Source organism: Amycolatopsis sp. lyj-112, assembly GCF_046549055.1.
Taxonomy (GTDB): Bacteria; Actinomycetota; Actinomycetes; order Mycobacteriales; family Pseudonocardiaceae; genus Amycolatopsis.
In genome coordinates this window covers 84,755-101,605 of sequence record NZ_JAJPWS010000010.1, presented here as the reverse complement: position 1 = coordinate 101,605, position 16,851 = coordinate 84,755, and the positions used below count along the sequence as shown (strand labels likewise).

At 65.8% G+C, this 16,851-nt stretch carries 15 protein-coding genes; 7 read left to right on the top strand and 8 right to left on the bottom strand.

Annotation, left to right across the window (positions count from 1 at the left end):
* Positions 1-6 precede the first annotated feature (6 nt).
* Genes ACLJRL_RS28880 through ACLJRL_RS28855 form a run of 6 tightly spaced genes read right to left on the bottom strand, consistent with a single transcriptional unit; the run spans position 7 to position 6,348 of the window.
* Complete coding sequence (locus ACLJRL_RS28880) at positions 7-1,524, bottom strand: ATP-binding protein (protein ID WP_410659458.1); 1,518 nt, start codon at positions 1,522-1,524, stop codon at positions 7-9.
* On the bottom strand, positions 1,518-3,020 hold the full coding sequence (locus ACLJRL_RS28875; protein WP_410659457.1) for an SCO6880 family protein: 1,503 nt from the start codon (positions 3,018-3,020) through the stop codon (positions 1,518-1,520). The genes ACLJRL_RS28880 and ACLJRL_RS28875 overlap by 7 nt, the downstream gene beginning before the upstream one ends.
* The gene (locus ACLJRL_RS28870; RefSeq protein ID WP_410659456.1) at positions 3,017-4,375 is read right to left on the bottom strand and encodes a hypothetical protein; all 1,359 of its coding nucleotides are present in this window, start codon (positions 4,373-4,375) and stop codon (positions 3,017-3,019) included. The genes ACLJRL_RS28875 and ACLJRL_RS28870 overlap by 4 nt, the downstream gene beginning before the upstream one ends.
* Positions 4,372-5,214, bottom strand: a complete 843-nt coding sequence (locus tag ACLJRL_RS28865; RefSeq protein ID WP_410659455.1) for a hypothetical protein — start codon at positions 5,212-5,214, stop codon at positions 4,372-4,374. Before ACLJRL_RS28865 ends, ACLJRL_RS28870 begins: the two co-directional genes overlap by 4 nt.
* A gap of 5 nt (positions 5,215-5,219) precedes the next feature.
* Positions 5,220-5,540 carry a hypothetical protein gene (locus ACLJRL_RS28860; RefSeq protein WP_410659454.1) on the bottom strand — a complete coding sequence of 107 codons (321 nt, stop codon included), beginning with the start codon at positions 5,538-5,540 and terminating at the stop codon, positions 5,220-5,222.
* Positions 5,482-6,348: a hypothetical protein gene (locus ACLJRL_RS28855; protein ID WP_410659453.1), complete on the bottom strand. Its 867-nt coding sequence runs from the start codon at positions 6,346-6,348 to the stop codon at positions 5,482-5,484. Before ACLJRL_RS28855 ends, ACLJRL_RS28860 begins: the two co-directional genes overlap by 59 nt.
* 360 nt (positions 6,349-6,708) lie before the next feature.
* On the opposite strand from ACLJRL_RS28855, the gene ACLJRL_RS28850 reads away from it, so the two are divergent.
* Complete coding sequence (locus ACLJRL_RS28850; protein ID WP_410659452.1) at positions 6,709-7,380, top strand: hypothetical protein; 672 nt, start codon at positions 6,709-6,711, stop codon at positions 7,378-7,380.
* A gap of 5 nt (positions 7,381-7,385) precedes the next feature.
* On the opposite strand, the gene ACLJRL_RS28845 is transcribed toward ACLJRL_RS28850, so the two are convergent.
* Together ACLJRL_RS28845 and ACLJRL_RS28840 are read right to left on the bottom strand one after the other, a co-directional pair.
* A complete protein-coding gene (locus ACLJRL_RS28845; protein ID WP_410659451.1) occupies positions 7,386-8,600 on the bottom strand; it encodes a hypothetical protein in 1,215 nt (404 codons plus the stop codon).
* A complete protein-coding gene (locus ACLJRL_RS28840; RefSeq protein ID WP_410659450.1) occupies positions 8,593-9,081 on the bottom strand; it encodes a hypothetical protein in 489 nt (162 codons plus the stop codon). The genes ACLJRL_RS28845 and ACLJRL_RS28840 overlap by 8 nt, the downstream gene beginning before the upstream one ends.
* A 1,740-nt stretch (positions 9,082-10,821) precedes the next feature.
* On the opposite strand from ACLJRL_RS28840, the gene ACLJRL_RS28835 reads away from it, so the two are divergent.
* From ACLJRL_RS28835 to ACLJRL_RS28810, 6 genes are all read left to right on the top strand, one after another.
* A complete protein-coding gene (locus tag ACLJRL_RS28835; protein WP_410659449.1) occupies positions 10,822-11,913 on the top strand; it encodes a hypothetical protein in 1,092 nt (363 codons plus the stop codon).
* 22 nt (positions 11,914-11,935) lie between these two features.
* Positions 11,936-12,424, top strand: coding sequence for a hypothetical protein (locus ACLJRL_RS28830; RefSeq protein ID WP_410659448.1), 489 nt, complete (start codon positions 11,936-11,938; stop codon positions 12,422-12,424).
* Positions 12,425-12,456: 32 nt separating this feature from the next.
* The gene (locus tag ACLJRL_RS28825) at positions 12,457-12,678 is read left to right on the top strand and encodes a hypothetical protein (protein ID WP_410659447.1); all 222 of its coding nucleotides are present in this window, start codon (positions 12,457-12,459) and stop codon (positions 12,676-12,678) included.
* Complete coding sequence (locus tag ACLJRL_RS28820) at positions 12,665-13,801, top strand: 3-oxoacyl-[acyl-carrier-protein] synthase III C-terminal domain-containing protein (RefSeq protein WP_410659446.1); 1,137 nt, start codon at positions 12,665-12,667, stop codon at positions 13,799-13,801. The genes ACLJRL_RS28825 and ACLJRL_RS28820 overlap by 14 nt, the downstream gene beginning before the upstream one ends.
* Before the next feature lie 1,677 nt (positions 13,802-15,478).
* Positions 15,479-15,763: a hypothetical protein gene (locus ACLJRL_RS28815; protein WP_410659445.1), complete on the top strand. Its 285-nt coding sequence runs from the start codon at positions 15,479-15,481 to the stop codon at positions 15,761-15,763.
* A 234-nt stretch (positions 15,764-15,997) separates the two neighbouring features.
* A complete protein-coding gene (locus ACLJRL_RS28810) occupies positions 15,998-16,645 on the top strand; it encodes a pentapeptide repeat-containing protein (RefSeq protein WP_410659444.1) in 648 nt (215 codons plus the stop codon).
* The last annotated feature ends 206 nt before the right edge of the window (positions 16,646-16,851 follow it).

The following is a 16,851-nucleotide window of genomic DNA, read 5'->3' as shown; positions in this document are numbered from 1 at the left end:
TGCCGGCTACCGGTTCGCGCGGGAACTGGCCCGCAGCTGGATGTTGGTGTCGAAGTGACGGCGCTCGACGTTGCTGAGCACGGTCTGGACTTTGCGACCGATCTGGTTCTCTGTCTTCCACAGGGCACGACCACGGCGGTGGTTGGCCCAGCCGGAGATGGCCTGCTGTTCTTTACCTGCCAGGGACAGTGCGTCACCGATCTCGTCCGCAACCCGAGTGGACTGTCCGAACAGGACTCGTGTGGAGAAGAGCGCAAGCATGTCGCGGGCGATCGCGGCTTCCTGCGAGCGAGCGTCGCCCACGGTGAGGAAGTCGCTTGGCTTGTGCAGTAGCGCGACCTGGATCTTCTTTTGCCTCCGCGAGAGCCTCAGCTCGCCGTCGAAGGTCATCAGGGCTCGTAGCCCCAGGCGCATCTGGCGCCAGACCTCGTCGCGGACGATGATGCGGATCTCGCCGTCGTCCTGGAGGTCGGTGGCCATCGCTGACCAGGAACCGAGACAGGTCAACGCGACGGCGACCGCCTTGTCGCCACGGCCGTCCAACCGGGACAGGTCCATCGACTGCGCGGGTGCGTCCCAATCGACGGAGACGTTGGTAGGCGCGTCGAAGAGGCCCGCGAGCGGGCCGGAGATCAAGTTGGCGAACGCGTCGGTGATCGGGCGCAGCTCGTCGAGGAACTGCCGCCGGTCGGCGAACCTTCCCTCACGCCAGAGGTCAGCGTCGGGGTCGGCGAGTTCGTGGTGCACGTGAGGGACGGTGATGGGGCGCAGTCTCGTATTGCCGTCGGTCACACCGATGAGGCGGCGCAGGACGGCGGAAAGCATGGCCTCGTCGGTGACGGTCGCGGCGTAGCCCTGTGCTTCGGCGAGCGCGGTCAGCAGCTGCACCCACCGGCCTAGGACTCCGGCGAGTTCTTCGCGTTGGCGTACTGCGGTCCACCTGTCCCAACGGGACGTGAGTGGGCCGAGATCAAGGGCGTTCATCCGGGCCGGGCTACCGGGGCCCAGCACGATCGGTGTCAAACCGAGCGCTTTCAGGACCGGGGTGTACTCGCCTTTGACGTCGCCGCTGATGAGGGTCTTTACTCCGAACGGGAGCATCCTGAGCAGAAACGCGACGATCGTGGAGCTCTTTCCTCTTCCTGGTTCCCCAAAGACGACGAGATTCGGGTTGGTACACGCCCCGCGGAGCACCGCTTCCACGGGATGGCAGTAGAAAGCGCCGCCGTCGGATACGTCGTAGCCGATCCGGGCGCCGATGGCGGGCATCGGACTGGAGGCAAGGAGCGGGAACAGGCCGCCGACTTCGTGTGTGCTGGCCTGATACACGGCGAGCTGAGCGGGTACGGGTGACCAGCCGTGTCCGGGCCGGCGGTGTCCTTGCCGTGGTGCGGCAGCTCGGTTGACCGGCTCGCGCCGCAGCGTGGCCGGTTCGCTGGGTTTCCGTGGCTCCGGTGGTGTGCCGAACGTGGTGAGCAGGTCGGTCGCGGACCGTTCACGGAAGGTGTTGTGCCGGGTCACCATCCACCTCCACGGAGCCGAGGTAGCCCGATTCCGAGGGGCAGGACCGCGGCGACGAAACCGGTGTCTTGGGCCAGTTCCATCCGCAGCAGGCGGAACCGTCCGGCGACCGCGCCTTCGATGCGGGCGGCGTGGTCCTCGATCGACCAGGTCGCGGGCACGGTCACCGCGGCGGCGGCGGCGAACCGGACCATGCCGTGGCCTGCGGCGATCGCGTCTTCCTGCACGCTCGCGCGGCGGGCCTCCTGCTTGTCTTCGGCACTCGAGGCGAAGCCCTTGCTGCCCTTCCAGTCCCGCATGACGCGGGTCTGGAAGCGGTTGCCGCGCACGGCGTTCCGGGCTCGGTGGGCGGGCATGATCTCGTAGTGCACGGCGAGGCTGCGTCGTTCTCCCGGTGTCCGCACCGCCAGCAGCGAGCCGAGGGATCCGAACACCGTGCCGCGGTGTGGCATCAGCACCGAGAAGGAGACTGTCGAAAAGCCGTCATGGTGGTAGGCGCGGGCCGACGGAGCAGGTGCGTGTGTCGGTCCGGCAGCCGCCCACGGCAAGGACTCCTGACGCCGTTCGTGGCTATGGTGCCCGGCGCTCAGAATGGTCGCCGTGGCTGGATTGAAGCCGGTGCGGATCGCCTCCGCGAGGTGGCCGCCCGAGAGCCACCGCACGTTGTGCGCGCCGAGTGCCCGGAGGCGTTCGTCCAGGCTGTCCAGCACGCGGTAGAGGACGACGGCTCGGCCGTTGACGCCGCCACCGGCCGCGGTCGCGGGCCGGCGGAGTATGTCTTCGCGCCCGCTGATCGTCACGAACACCTCGTGACGTACTGAAGCGGCCCCGATCGTGCGGTCCAACTCACCGGTCGTCTCGAGCGCGAGCGGCGGTGCTGGTGTGACTTCGTTGCGGGCCCTCCAGGCCCGGTACTCGGCTCCGTCGTCGGGCACGGTCCGCACCAGCAGCGAGAGCCGATCGACGATCTGGCGCTGGCCGAGGGCCTGTAGGAGATTGCCCAGACGCGTCGCGAGAAGCTCGCACTCGGCGTCGGAGAGCATCGCGACACCCGTGTGCGTGAGGCGGGCGGTGGCTCCCCAGCGACCGTCGCCGGTGTCGTGGATCAGGCAGACCCGGCCCTGATCTCGCAGAGGTGGCCCGTCCGGGAATCGCACACGAGACAAAGCGCCGGGCAGATCAGGCTCGTCGGGATTGACTTGCGCTGTGGCGGCGCGGGTCTGCCACCGCGTCCACCCGAGCGCGGCACCGAGATGGAACAGGATCAGGTGAGCGAGCCAGCGCGCCGCGGTCCGCCCCCGTACCGGCACAGCCACGAGTGCGGCCACCGGGCAACTGACGCATCCGATCAGAAGAGCTCTTGTGATCTCGCCGGCAGCGAGGGTGATCACCACAGGCACGGCGAGAGCGACACAAGTCAGAGCCTGTACGGGCGTCAGCCCGAGGATCCAGCCAGCATGTTCGCGCCGGGACAGGCCACGGTAGATGCGGCTGCTCATTCGACCACCTTTCCGGCCTCGGGATCGCCTTCCTCGTCATCCCCGCAGCTGTCGTCGTCCGCTGCGGCTTCGACGGTTGAGGCGGCAGCGGCTTCCGGCAGTACGCCCGCCGTCCCCTCGGCGGACTCCGGCACCGACGCCTCTGAGCTCTCCTGCGCACCCGCAGCGGGGTCGGCTGCCTCCTCTGCCGTGTGAGCAGGATCAGGCATGGGTGGCGAATCGCTATCGCCGCCGGCAGCCTCCTCTCCGGGTGCCCCGCCTCGGTTGTCCTTGGCCCCGCCCGATCCCCCGCTCGCGTCATCGGCGTCGCCATCCGCGATGGGGTCGGCATCGTCGTCCATTGAGGAGTCGAAGCGGTCTGTGTTGGCCTGCTCGGAATCGTCCGCGCCGCTGCTGTCGTCGTCGGAGCCGCCGAAGAGCTTGTTCTTGGCGGCCTGATACGCCTTTCCCGCGGGGCTGCCGGAACCGTAGGAGTCGATTCCCTGATCGGAGAACGCGTCACGCACGGCAGCTCCCGCTCCCGTGTTCGGGTCGACGAAGGCGAACAGTTTGTAGAGCACCAGCGGTATCCACACCGCCATCCACAGGACAGCGATACCGGCCAGCAGGCCGGAGATGCCCTGCGCTTCACCGACTATCGCGATGCCGATCACCAGGACCAACGCAAGCGCAGGTTTCAGCATGATGGCCGCCAGAATCCAGCGAATACCGCGCCAGTACCACGACGAGGTCACGTTCGCCAGGAGCCCGGCCGCGATCACCGGGATGGTCGCGCCCAGCAGATAGACGGCCGCTTCGCGGAACACCATCTCTATCGCGAACCCCAGCGCGGCCGGCAGGAGACCGAAGATTCCGGCCAGGCCGACGACGACCGACTTCACCGAGTCGGAGGCCGCGTCGTTCAGTCCCATGACATTCAGCGAGTCGCTGAAGGTTTTCACGTGCAGGCCGTAGTCGAGGATTCCCGTAGTAACTCCGTCCGCCGCGGCCAGAAATCCTGCAGCGAGACCGACTGTGGCGGCGATCGCGACGCCGTACTGGAACGGACCCGACATGACGCGGACGAATCCGCGTCCACCACGCAGGACCGCGACTGTGATCTGCCAGAAGAACAGCCCGAGAGCGAGGATGCCGCCCAGCCAGAGCATCATCGGCCAGAGGACACTGACGGGCCCTTCCTCGGTTGACAACGTGAATGTTGAGAACCTGTCGACGACGGTGAACGATTCGCGCAGGAGCCACAAGGCCGCGATCCAGATTCCTTTCATGGCCCCTTCGAAGGCGCTGGACGCCAGACCGCCGATGAGGTCTCCAGCCGACTGTCCCAGCCACACGAAAATGTCCTCCGGGTTCATCGGGGTTCACCGCCCAGGCTGCGGTAGCCGGCCTGCACGGATTCGAGACTGCCGGGCCAGGCGCTGGACGCCATCGCGGCCTGGTTCCCTGTGCTGATCCGCCACGCCGATCCTGTCCAGCGCATCGCCTGACAGTCACCGACGCCCATCGAGGTCGACTGTCCTTTGTAGTCAAAGGTAAGGACGCCAAGCACACAGACCACCGCGTATCGCCCCTGGTCGGTTGTTCCTTTCACCAGGCCGTGCGTGACGTCGTAGGTCACGGTCAGACCGGGTTTCGTCTCACCGGGCGCTATTCCGGCCCGTGTACGGAACGTCGTCAGCAGCGTGTGAAGACCCGCACGGTCGACCGCGGGAGCCCCGGGCAGGGCGACCTCGGCGTAGGCGCGGTCATAGGCGACGGGGTCGCCGCCACGCGTCCCGGTCTCATCGGCGGCCTTCAGCTGTGCGAGAGCGCCTTCTGCGGTGGCCGGCAGCCCGCCGGGGATCCAGACGCCTGAGGTGATCGACGGTTCCGGGATCCTCAGCTCCGGGCCTGCTTCCGTGCTCAGCGGCCGGGGCTGTGCCGCTTCAGCGGGTAGCCGCATCATCGGGCGCAGCGCGAGCTTCTGCTGCGCCAGGACGTCCCAGCCTGGTTCAGGAGCCGGAACGGGCTCTAGCGTGGTGGCTTTCGCGGGCGCGGTCGCCCGGCTCGGTTCCGCGATGCGCGGCGGGCTTGTCCGGGAATGCGCGATAAGGAGCGCTACGGCGAGGCCAACGGCGATCAGCGTGACGAGCAGCAAGGCCAGCAACGTCAGGCGGGTCCGCCGGGCGCGACGGTCAACGGAGGGCGTGAACATCCCGCTCACCCCGCCGAGAATCCGTTGATCAGCGAGTAGCCGATCCCGTACAGGATCGCGCCGCCGACCGAGCACAACATCATGACCAGGCCGACCTTCCCGGCACGATGGTGATCGACCCAGCGGCCGCCAGCCCACACCGTGAGGCCGATGAAGAAGCCCAGCATCAACGCGACACCGGCCCCCCACTTCGCGTTGTTGAGCAGCCCGAGGATCGCTGGGGCACCTGGCGGTGGTTCCGGAATGGGGTTGGGCAGCGGCGACGGGCTAGGTGCTGGCGGGACCGGTTGCTGGGTCAGCCATTCCATGACGGTGTGCGCGATCATCCCCGCGCCCTCCCTTTCCACGGGCCCGGCCACGAAGGCCGGACGAACGGGGTTGGGAGGGCTCATCAGAAGTGATCAGTTCGAGCCGCCGCAGCAACGGAACTACGGCGGAACGAACACGGGACGGAGTGACCTGCGCGGTCACGCCGTGGACGGCCAGTTCGGGATCTGGCCGCAAGAAAATCGCGCTGTCCATCAGCTTCTGCACACGCAGGCCAGCGGTGGCGACGACCGTGGACGGCCAGCGTCTCGCCCCGATCACCACAAGCTGAGCCGGCGGAGCGGCGGCAGCGAGCCGGGCCCAAGGTTCAAAGCGGGCCAGTAACTGCTCGGCATGCGCCAGCGACGGGACGCTCGCCCGGACCGCGATGATCGGGATCGGCTCCGGATACCCGAGCCGCAGCCACATCCCGGCTCCGGAGAGCGGGTGTGCCGTGACGCGCCAGGGGTCGTGACCAATGTCGACGACAGTGACGTCGACTTGGCGGGGTCCGGGGTGCCAGAACTGCGGCGGCGGCAGCATCCCGGGCGCCAGGATCGGCAGCGTCGTATCCGCCCGCGCGAGCAAGGCTTGCGCGCGCCAGGAGAAACGGATCCGGATCGTCGGGTGTGGACCGAGGACCTGCGGCCCGTCGGCCACTGTTGCCCTGGCGAGCCCTGAACGGCTGGGGTCGGCCGTGTCGATCATCAACACCGACCGGCCCGCCAACTGAAGAGCATCGGCGAGGACCGCCGCGGTCACGCTGGCGCCCGCTCCCGGCGATGCCGCGAGCACGGGAATGACCCGTCCGAAACCCGACCAGTCCATAGGCGAGTCCGTCGGGATGTCCAGCTCTGGCGTTGCGGGCGCGGTCCCGCCAGTGTTCGACGTCATTCTCGGACTCCTCTCCGTAGTCCCGCGCTGCACAGCTGGGCCGAGCTGCGCGCGGCGGTTCCGGCGGAGAGGTACCGGCCCTCGATGGGGCTCGCCCTTACGAGGTATTCGTATGGCCGGGGCATTGCCACCCCGGCGAGCAACAGCCAATAATCAAGCACTACAGTTCACTTCTCAGGCTCCAAACTAGCCGACGAGTCGAAAAAGTCAACTGAAGTGCTCGATTCAAGTTGTCCGCGAACTGCGGAAGTGACACGATCGAGCCGAACGCACACCGAAGCGTGGGGGTAGCGCATGGCGCAGGAGCCAGCTGACCAACCCGAGCCTCCCCCGGCCGTCGTTGACGGCGAGCCGCCGTCGCATCGGGTGGGGTCACCCATCCCGATGCGAGGACAGAAGGAGCAGTACGAGCTCACCCTGAAACTGCTTGAGCTTCCGACACTCGCCGAACGAGTCACACACCTGCTGGAGCACGAATCGATCGCCTACCTCGTCGACAAGGTGCCCGTCGTCGAGCCTGCCGCCCTTGAGAACGCGCCGAAGCGGGGCCCGAAACGCCCCAAGCCTAAGCGGTTTTGGGCTCCCGGGATCGCGATCTGGCTGGAGTCCGCTACCGGCGAGAGCGTGTCCAAAGAGGGCCTATACCGCATCAGGGACGGCAAGAGTCTCCGCCCTCGCGGGCAGCTCATCAACGGGCTGGCCGACTTCTGGCGCATCGACCCAAGATTGCTCGATACGACCATCCCAGCGAGTCATTTCGAGGACCCCGAAGCCGGCATTGACGAGCTCACCCCGTTGGACCGGCGGATGTATGAGCTCATGAACGACATCGGGCTTCACAGCGTCAACCCGCGCGAGATTCAGCAGTCACTCCTGGGGAGCAGCACAGAGGCAGACAAGCGGCTGCTGCTCGGAATGCTGGAAGGGATCGCCCAGCATCAGCATGCGGCAGACGACAAGTCCTGACGTCCCTAGGAATTTCTCGTCTCCGCGTCCGCGCAGGACAGCATCGCCTTGACCAGGGTGATGACCAGTGACGATGTGACGGCATCGCTGAGTTCGATGAGCCGATCGATCTCCTGGTCCTCATCAACAAAGAGAGTCGACGGCTGCGGGCGCGCATCCACATCACCGACATCGTCAGCCGGCTCAGCCGAACGCCCGCCGCCCTGACGGTCTTCGCGGAAGTCATCGAGCGCCGCACGCATCTCGAGTGCGTCCGCGAGCAACGCGACGTGGTGCTCGCCGTGGCCGAACCGCCTGGCCAAATCCGCTACGTCGACTTCCAGGCCCGGGCGAGCGAGAGCCCGCAGGAGCATGCGGGCGTCGAAAATAGCGACAATCTTCTCCCGCAACCCCGGCTGAGGACTTCCTGCAGTCGGGAAGCGATCCGCGAGAACCGGAGCCAGTAGCCGCCACAGCATGTCGACAGCCTCGTCACGCCGAACGGCCCGCGCATGTTCCCTGCGGTCCTGGACGTGGCGAACGGCTGCGGCGAACACGGACCCGCCAGCGAACAACACCAGCCCGATGGCGTCGGCGATGACACCGAAGCCGGTTCCGCCGAGGCGCTGCTCAGCCGCCATCAGGGTCGAGGTCGCGACGACGGCTTTCCACAGCAAGCCGGTCAACGAGATCACGATGCCAGTGGCCGCAAGCAAGACACCGATTCGGACAACGCGTTCCTCGGCGCGGCCGATCGACCAGAGGCCACAGATGCACAAGATCAGCCATGTTGACATGTAGGCCAGGTAGATCAGCGTGTACGCGAGAGAGGCCGGCGCCGGATTCCGACTCGCCCCGAAGTCCGGATCCATGGTTCCCGCTGCGAGATAGAGCACGACAAGCGCGGCCGCGCACAGCAGGAACACGGCGGTCGCGACCCGTACCCGTACCCGGAGTCGTTCCAGCGCCCGCAGAAAGCCCGCCACACAGACCATGGCGGCCATAGCGAGGATCGAGTGCACTACGAACGCCACGTTCCGGATGCCGGTGAGGCGGTCGGCCCATTCCATCGTGAACGGTGCGCCCGCACCCATCGACAACGCGATGAACGCCAGCCCTAGGGCGAGGTAGTCGCGGCTACGCTCGTGCCCCAGCCTCCGATTGACAACGATCTTGCGGGTCGCTTCCGCCAGGCCCAGTACCGATGCGGCGTACCACAGCAGACTGATGGCGTCAGGCACAGCAGCCGAAGCTGAGGTGACGCCGGGAGCCGAACGCCGACAGAAGCTGCCTGCGCGCGCCAGTCACCCGGCGGCGATGCGCACGTTCTCCGGCACGGACGTAGTCCGAGAGAAGATAAGCGAAGTACTCCGCATGCTCCTCTTCCGTGCCGCGCACACTGCTCCGGGGGGAGGTCACGCATATCCGTTCGCTGGGATGCCCCAGGAGCAGATGCGCAACTTCATGGAAGGCGATGTGACGAGCGTGCCACGCGGTGGTGCGGCGCACCACGAAGACGTAGTTCCGCAGGTAGGTCCTCAAGAGCTGACCGGTGCGCGTGCTCCGCACGTGGTTCATCCGCCACAACTCGATGGGTATTCCCTGCTGCATCCCTACCGCACACAGAAAGGCGTTGAGCTCAAACGGATAGCGCACCGGCAATGATCTGATGATCTCTTCACACCGGCGGTGAAGTTCGCCGCCGTCCTGCGTGTTGGTCATCTGTCCCCTCCACACGGCACGACCACCACGGCCATCGCGCTGCTGACGGACGCGCCGTTGGGCGGCCGCATACTGCGCGAAAGCCGTGGACCGCGCCGCCTCCCCTACTGAGCAACGGCAGTCGTTCGCCGCATGCCCACCTACTGCGATGCGGCCTCAGCCGCGTGGACCTAAAGCCCACGCGGCTGACTCACTCCCACGATGGAACCACAGAGTCACCATTCAAGATCATTAAGTTACCAAGGATTGCACCCGATCGGGTTAATCTGCCGCGGCTCGAACTAAGCGATCCACCCAATCCGCTACTCAAATCATCTGCACTGATCCGCACTCTCGATCAGACCTGGCAGCGACCACGCCGAGATCGCGCCCTACGCCACGCCCGACGAAGCCCGCCAGACTCGCCACCCAAGGCAGAGGGGTCTCCGGGTTCGGCGCACGCCCCCAACGGCCGCAGCCTGACAAACTTGGCACAATCGAGCACTTCAGTTGACTTTTTAGCGTGATTCGCTACCGTACGTGTCATCAAGGCTTCAGGAGTGGCCGCGCCAGGGAGGGTGCGCCAACAGCTCCAAGCCCGTGTCCCGGGAGTGCTTCCCATGACGTATTCACAGCCTCCGACATTGACCTGGCTGCCCACTGAAGGTGGGCTGCAGGTGCGAATCGCCGTACCAGCGCGAGTGGCGCCGCGGAATCTGACCGCGTCACTTCTGCAACCGTTCCCGCGTGGCTCACCACCTCGCCCAGCGATGATTTGGCCGCGCCGGAACGATATCGACGAGAGAGCACACTGAGCCGAAAATCGGCCTCGACCTCACGGTGTCGGCCCGCGACCCGCCGGGAGAAATTGTCAGATCGGCACCCATGGAATAGCCGACGCCCGGCCATCCAGCCGAATCTCTTGAGACACGACAGGCCTCCAGTCCTTCGCGGCACCGTTGCCGGATCATGGCCCTCGTCCACATGTGGTGAGCAGACTCGTCGCTACGACCAGAGCACCGACAGATTTGTACTGCCATATTTTTGAAGACGCAAATCAACGTCTACAACCTATTGAAACCATCTCGGGCACCCGTCTGCCCATTTCGCAGCAACCTTGCACCCCTAAAACATTGCACACCTGCAGAACAGTGCCACCCCCAGGGCTCCTTCACTCATCACCTAGCAGTCATCAGACACAGGAGATCGTCATGGGAAACAAAGAAGTGTCCAAGTTCGGTATCCGGACCATTCTCGCCGGCCTCGCGACCGGAGCGATGATCTTCGGAACGGTGACGACGTGCGGTGCACCAGCGATAGCCGCGACCACTGCTGCACCGACCCAGCCGACCGCCAGCAGTTTCGCGAGAGTCAGCGATCGACTAGGCCGATCCGCCAGCCGCCCGTCGGCCGCCTTGAGTATTCCGCCGTCCACCCGACCCCCGACTATCGCAGCCGGTGAAGGCATCTTCCGAACCAGTACCGAGACGCTTGCAGCGACCAAGCACATTCGACCAGCCCTCGTCGCACCGCGGCGCCTCATTTATTCGTAAACCGCTCACCGCGTCAGGCACCCGAACATAAACGAGTCGTCCTCCGCGAATCCGAAGCTATCCGGCGAAACCGTGGCCCGTCCTCGCCACCGTACGAGGGCGGGCCACGAGCACCGAAACCTCATGCACCACGCCTGACGGGTCGGCGTACCTCCCCGCGCCGCCATGAACCGAATTCCGCAGATTCCACCAACGCAAGGGGAGAACCGTGTCCACGACCAGCAACCGCACCATTCACCCGGACATTTCCGAACCGACCATCGCTACGAGAGCCGTCCACTTCGTCGGCTCCCTTCCGCCCGAACTGCTCGGCAACGACCATGCGACCATGCAGTGGTTCCTCGACAACACCCGCGGAACCCAGCTCACTACTGTCCCATGCGATCGGGATCCGCGTTGGATCATCAACTGGCTCAACGGTCTCACCGACGTGCCCGCACTGGAGAGCCGTCGTTCAGGTAATTCCACCGGCTATGACGACATGCCCACCTACCGTCTCGCTCAAGGACGGTCTCTCGCCCCCGAAGACGTCTCGTTGCGCCGTGCACGCGACATCCCCGTCGCCATGGCCACCCGGCTGCGGCTGAACACCACCGGCGAGCTGCCACCGCACCAGGTGTCCATTCCCAACGCACTGGACCTCAGCTATTTCACCTTTGGGGCGCCTCGGCCGGCGCTGGCCGCCTTGCCCATTTTCCGCGAAGCCCTCCTCGGTGACATCCTTGAAATCCACAATCGCTGGGATTCCGAGGTCGTCTTCCAGCTCGAGACTCCCGCCGTGCTCGCGTTGCTCGAGCGGACACCCAGGCAGTTCTGGCGTTTTCTCGCCGGAGGTCTCGCCCGGCAGGTCGCGGACCTCATCACCTCCGCACCCCAAGGGGCCCGCTGGATCCTGCATCTCTGCCACGGCGACCTCGCCCACCGCCCTCTGTTCGAACCCGCCAATCTCGTGCCCGCGGTGTTATTCCTCAATGCGCTGGAACGCCGACTCACCAAAGTGGACTACCTGATGCCCACCTCGCACATCCCCATGTGCACCGGCACCAGTGCGCCATCCACGGACCGCATGTTCTTCCGCGCCCTGTCTCACCTTCGTACCGGCGTCGACATCATCGCCGGCGTCGTCGACGAAGGCCATCCCGGCGAATCCGCGATCGCGCTCCGCCTGGCCGAAGAGGAACTCGACCGTCCTATCAGGACGATCGCCGCCGCCTGCGGTCTCGGCCGCCGCACTCCGGACGCGGCTGTCGCGAACGCGCGGCTCGCTCGAGCCCTGGCACAAACACCTGTTCGCCACTGATCACATCTCGCGGGAGCAGACCATGATCACCAGCGATACGGCCATTCACCGGCCTCCGTCCGGAGCCGACACCCACATCCACGACGACGGCAGCGCCGACACCGCCATCGTCTACACACCGGCCGTCCCGACCCGAGCGGTGTCCGCCGGCCGGCTGCATATCCCCGGCGGCCGCACCACCACACCTCAACGACACCGCACCACCGAGGCCGTCCTCACCATCATCAGCGGCTATGCCGCGATCCTTTCCGGCCACCAGCTTCAGGTAGCACTGCCGCGGCCAGGCGACATGATCTACATCCCGGCGGCGGTGCCCTACTCCGTGGTCAACCTCAGCCTCAATGCCTCGGTGCTCATCCTCACCTTCCGCGGCGACCCCGGATTCAGCATCGACATCGAACACCTCCCCGATCTGACACACCGCGTGGTCCACCAGGTCGACAAGCTCCGCAGCGACCACCTGCACCGCCTCATGAGCCGCCGAACCGGCCACGTCCGCCGCGGCCGGTGAACCAACGCGACCACACCGACGGGAGATCTTCGATGCGAGCCCACATCCTCGCCACCGCACGCGACCTGCACACCCTGAACGACAGCGACGCTCCGACGACCGACCTGGCGCTAGACGAGATCGCCGCCTGTTCCGGACTGTCCCGGCACCATCTGCGCGCCTACTACACCTCCGCCGAGTCCATCCGCCGCGACCTGCACAACCGAGACGCCGACAAGCACGCGAACCCCAGGAGCAGCCATGCGCTGGACTGACATCCACATCCGCGGCGTGGGCGCTGTCCTTGGCGACATCATCCCCGTCGACGACCTCACGTCAGGATCGACCAGACGCAAGGTCACCCGGCCATCAGGCCAGCGGGCTATCTCGCTCGCCCGCGGCAAAACCGGAATGGACCTCGCCGTCCAAGCAGGACGCAACGCCCTGGCCAGCCTTGCGATGACGTCCGACGGACCACTCGCGACGCCCGATCTGCACTTTCACGCCGCCATCTGGCGCGGTTCCCGCGGCCTCGACTTCTGGTCCCGTGCCGCCTACGTCCGCTCACGCCTCGGCCTCCCAGCCGGACCGGGCATCGCGACCGAGATCAACGCCATGAGCAACTCCCTCGTCGGCGGGCTTGACCTCTCCGCGCGGATCCTCGCCGGCAGCAAAGACTCAGGCACCGTCATGCTCACCGGCGGGGAAACCTTCGGGTCCCCTGCCTTCGACCACCTCACCGCCGACCGCGACATCGCCTACGGCGACGGAGGCTCAGCACTCATCATCGGCCGGAAACCCGGCCTCGCCCAAGTACTCGCGACCAGCTCCTGGAGCGACCCCAGCCTCGAACAACTCCACCGCGGCGCCACACGCTTCCAACCACCCGGGACCACCGAGGTCGGCGTCGAAGCCATCCACGAACGTAAAGCCCAGTACCTCGACACCGTCGGCGCCGAGTCGGTCCGGCAGCGCAACGACACCGGCATCACCTACGTCACCAACGAAGCCCTCTGCCACGCCGGACTTGACTCAACCGACCTGTCCTGGGTCCTGCTCCCACATTACGGACACCACCTCCTGCACACCCAGTGCCTTCAACCCCTCCGGCTCCCCCGGGAACGCACGCTCATCCACGCCGGCGACCAATGGGGCCACGTCGGCCCCAACGATCAGCTCATCGGCCTCACACACCTTCTGACCCGCCACGCCGTCGCACCCGGCGATCACGTCGCACTCATCGGCATCGGGATCGGCATGACCTGGACAGCGAGCATCCTGCGCATCACCGCCGTTCCGGACGCGATGCGCAACTTTCAGCTCCCCACGCTGCTGCCCTGGAAAGCACATCCATCGGCCACCGCAGTCGCAGCACACACCTCCAACCCCGAGCGCTAGCCGCTGATCACGCCGCCCGTATCAACGCACGTGCGGCAGTCCCACCGTCCCGAACCTCCCAACCCGCAGTAGTGGTGATACCCATGACCGACCTCGAGAACTCACAACCTGCGGTCCCTGCTCAGAATCACTCTGCCCTTCTCGACAAAGCGCTCTTCGGGCCGCCCTACATCCACATCGCCGCCGACAACTCACCAGTCTCAGTCACCCGCCGACATCCCTGCAGCATCTCCGGCCATCCCAACGACGCCGTCAGCACCGTCGGGACCCTGCACCCCGCCGCCTGCGGAATCGACGTGGACCCCACCGACACCGGCGCCACACCGGAGTCCGGACACGCGTTCAGTGACGCGATCGTGTCGTGGTGCGAACGCCTCGGACTCCCCTGGCTCCGGCGATCGTCCGGCAGGCCTGGCCACGTCCACCTGATCGCAGTAGTCCCGCCAGCCCTGCGACCAGAACTTCGCACCCTCAGCGCGCATCTCGCGCGGCACCACGCCGTCTCGGCCACCGTTCGCACCACACTGCGGCTCACCAGCGCGCCTCACCGACTCGGCTTCCCCAGCCTCATCATCGACGGCACCCTGCAAACCAGGGACCTACCAGGACGCCCCCTTCAGCGGGACAGGGCTCGAGCACCTGCCCGCGCACGCAGGCCACGACCCGCTCCGCGCTCACCCCACCAACGAAGCCGCTCGGAAGGCGAATACGGCGACGCACTCGCCCATGCACGCGCGAACTGGACCACCGAGCGAGCCTGGCACGCAGCCAACGTATCCGGAAGCAAAGCAGCAGACATCGGCCGCCACGCCTGGCAACGCTGGTTCTGGGCACCCGCCCAGACGATCGTCGACGCCGAACGAGGCCTCCCGGAACACTCGGCCTGGCGACGATTCACCCAAGCGTCCCCAACTCAAGGTAAACATCTCGGCCATGCGCGATGGCGCACAGAACGCTGGCTCCCGGCGCTTGACGAGGCGCGTCTCGACCGGCCCCGCCGCCAGCGAGTCCATACCTCGCCAAGGGCGCCGGCGTCCTCACACGAGCAGTGCCGCCAACATCACCAGATCTCAGTGGTACGCAGGACACTGCGGATCACCGCATCACTTCGTCTACACAGCACCCAGAGCAGAGTGAAGCCAACGACCCTGTATGCCGCGCTCGACGCACTCGCGATGGCCATCGTCGCCCGCTCCGGCTCATTGTCCATTCGCTCCTGGGCAGAGAAAGCCCTACTCGACCCCAAATCCATCCGACGAGCCCGCGACACAGCCGACCACCTCGGCCTCATCTACCGAACACACGCCTACCACGGCGGTCCCAACGACTGCGACAGCTGGCAACTCACAGGGCAACTGACCGATCTCATCGCCCGTCACACCGGGCAATCCCCCACTATTCCGTACACCCCCCATGCGCGCTGCTTCGGCGCAGCCAACTACGAACGCCTTCGCCGAACCCACTGGTACGAACAACAGCTGTGGCGAGCACTTTGGATATGGCAGACGCGCAAGCCACAGAACGAATTCCACAGGGTTACCAGAATTCAGCTGCAACCTCCCAGCCAAACCGAGAACGGTGAACGGAGTCGTGTGTCATCAGCGATAGGCCAAGACGCCGACCGCTATGCCGCCGCCTCAACTCGAAACATCTTTCGAAAACGGCGTACAGGTCGACGTGGAATTCGTCGAACCGCTGCTCAGGACAGCAGCCATCGGCGTGCCGATCAAGCCTGGCGGCTGGCGCCAGAAGTTCTACCGATACACCGCGATCGACGGCTACGCCCGGCTGCGCGTGCTCAAGATCTACCCGCGCAGAAGCCCGAAGACCGCGATCCAGCTCCTCGACTGCTTGCTCTCCCTGCAGTCTTTCGCAGTCGAGACCATCCAGACTGACAACGGCGCGGGGTTCCAGCCCGCTTCCACTGGAACGGATCGGTCCTGTCGGCCGCCGACCGGGTGACTCCCGTGCGTCGAGCTCAAGCGACCACACCGCGACACGAGAGTAAGTCACTGTTTTCTTGTGACAACGTTGTGTGTTGTGTAGATGAGTTCGCGGTCGGCCGGTGTATGTAACCAAACCTGACCACAGGACGATGCGAGCACTATGGCCAGCGAGACAGCAGCAGACGAGTTAGTTCGGCCACCTCGGCGGGAACCTCCATGGTGGGTCCGAGATGGACTACTCGCGTTTGTCGTGGGCGCGCTGCTGGTAGCCGGCCAGTGGGTCATCGACGACCGCAGGTCAGACCGCGAGGTCCAGATCAGTTCGAGGCAGTCTGAACAAGCGGAGCGTCGCGAGAACGTGCGATTCGTCCGTGACCGGTCCGCTGACGAGCGAGCGCCACGGCCGTTCGCCGGAATGGACCTCGGCCATCAGAACCTTGCCGGTCTGCAGATGTCCAGCGCAGACCTTCGGGGCGCCTATCTGGTCGGGACCAGGCTTGATAGCGCAGTCCTGACCGGCGCGAACCTAACCAACGCGGGTTTGTCCGGTACGACCTTCACCGGCGCTAACCTGCGCGGCGCCGACCTAAGCTGTCGCGATGAGCCCAAGTTCGTTGCATGCAACGGATCCGCCATGGGAGTCCGATTCGTATCGGCTGACCTCGCCAAGTCTGACCTTGTCGACGTTAATCTAAGCTATGCAGACCTGGGTGACGCCAATCTGGTCGAGGCGAACCTCCGTGGAGCCCGTTTCTTTGCAGCGAAGCTCTACGCAGCCGACCTGAGCGGTGCCATCGTGTCCGGTACGGACTTCGCAGGTGCATGCTACGACGACCTCACCCGGTGGCCAACTGAGTTCACGCCACCACCACCAGCCGATCCCAGATCCTGCAACTGAATATCACTAGAGTGTCGGTCTGGGGCCGTGCCAGCTTCTCGGCCCGAACCGCCAGCGGGCAGAATGCCGAGGCAGACTAGTGGCCCCCACTTGCCTTACGCCGCTGCGGCCCAAGTACATCCGAGTACTCACGGCTTTCTCTGCACTCCCAGGAACACGTGGATCCACAGCGCCGCGCGGTAGCGGGATCGCGCGACACTGGCGTG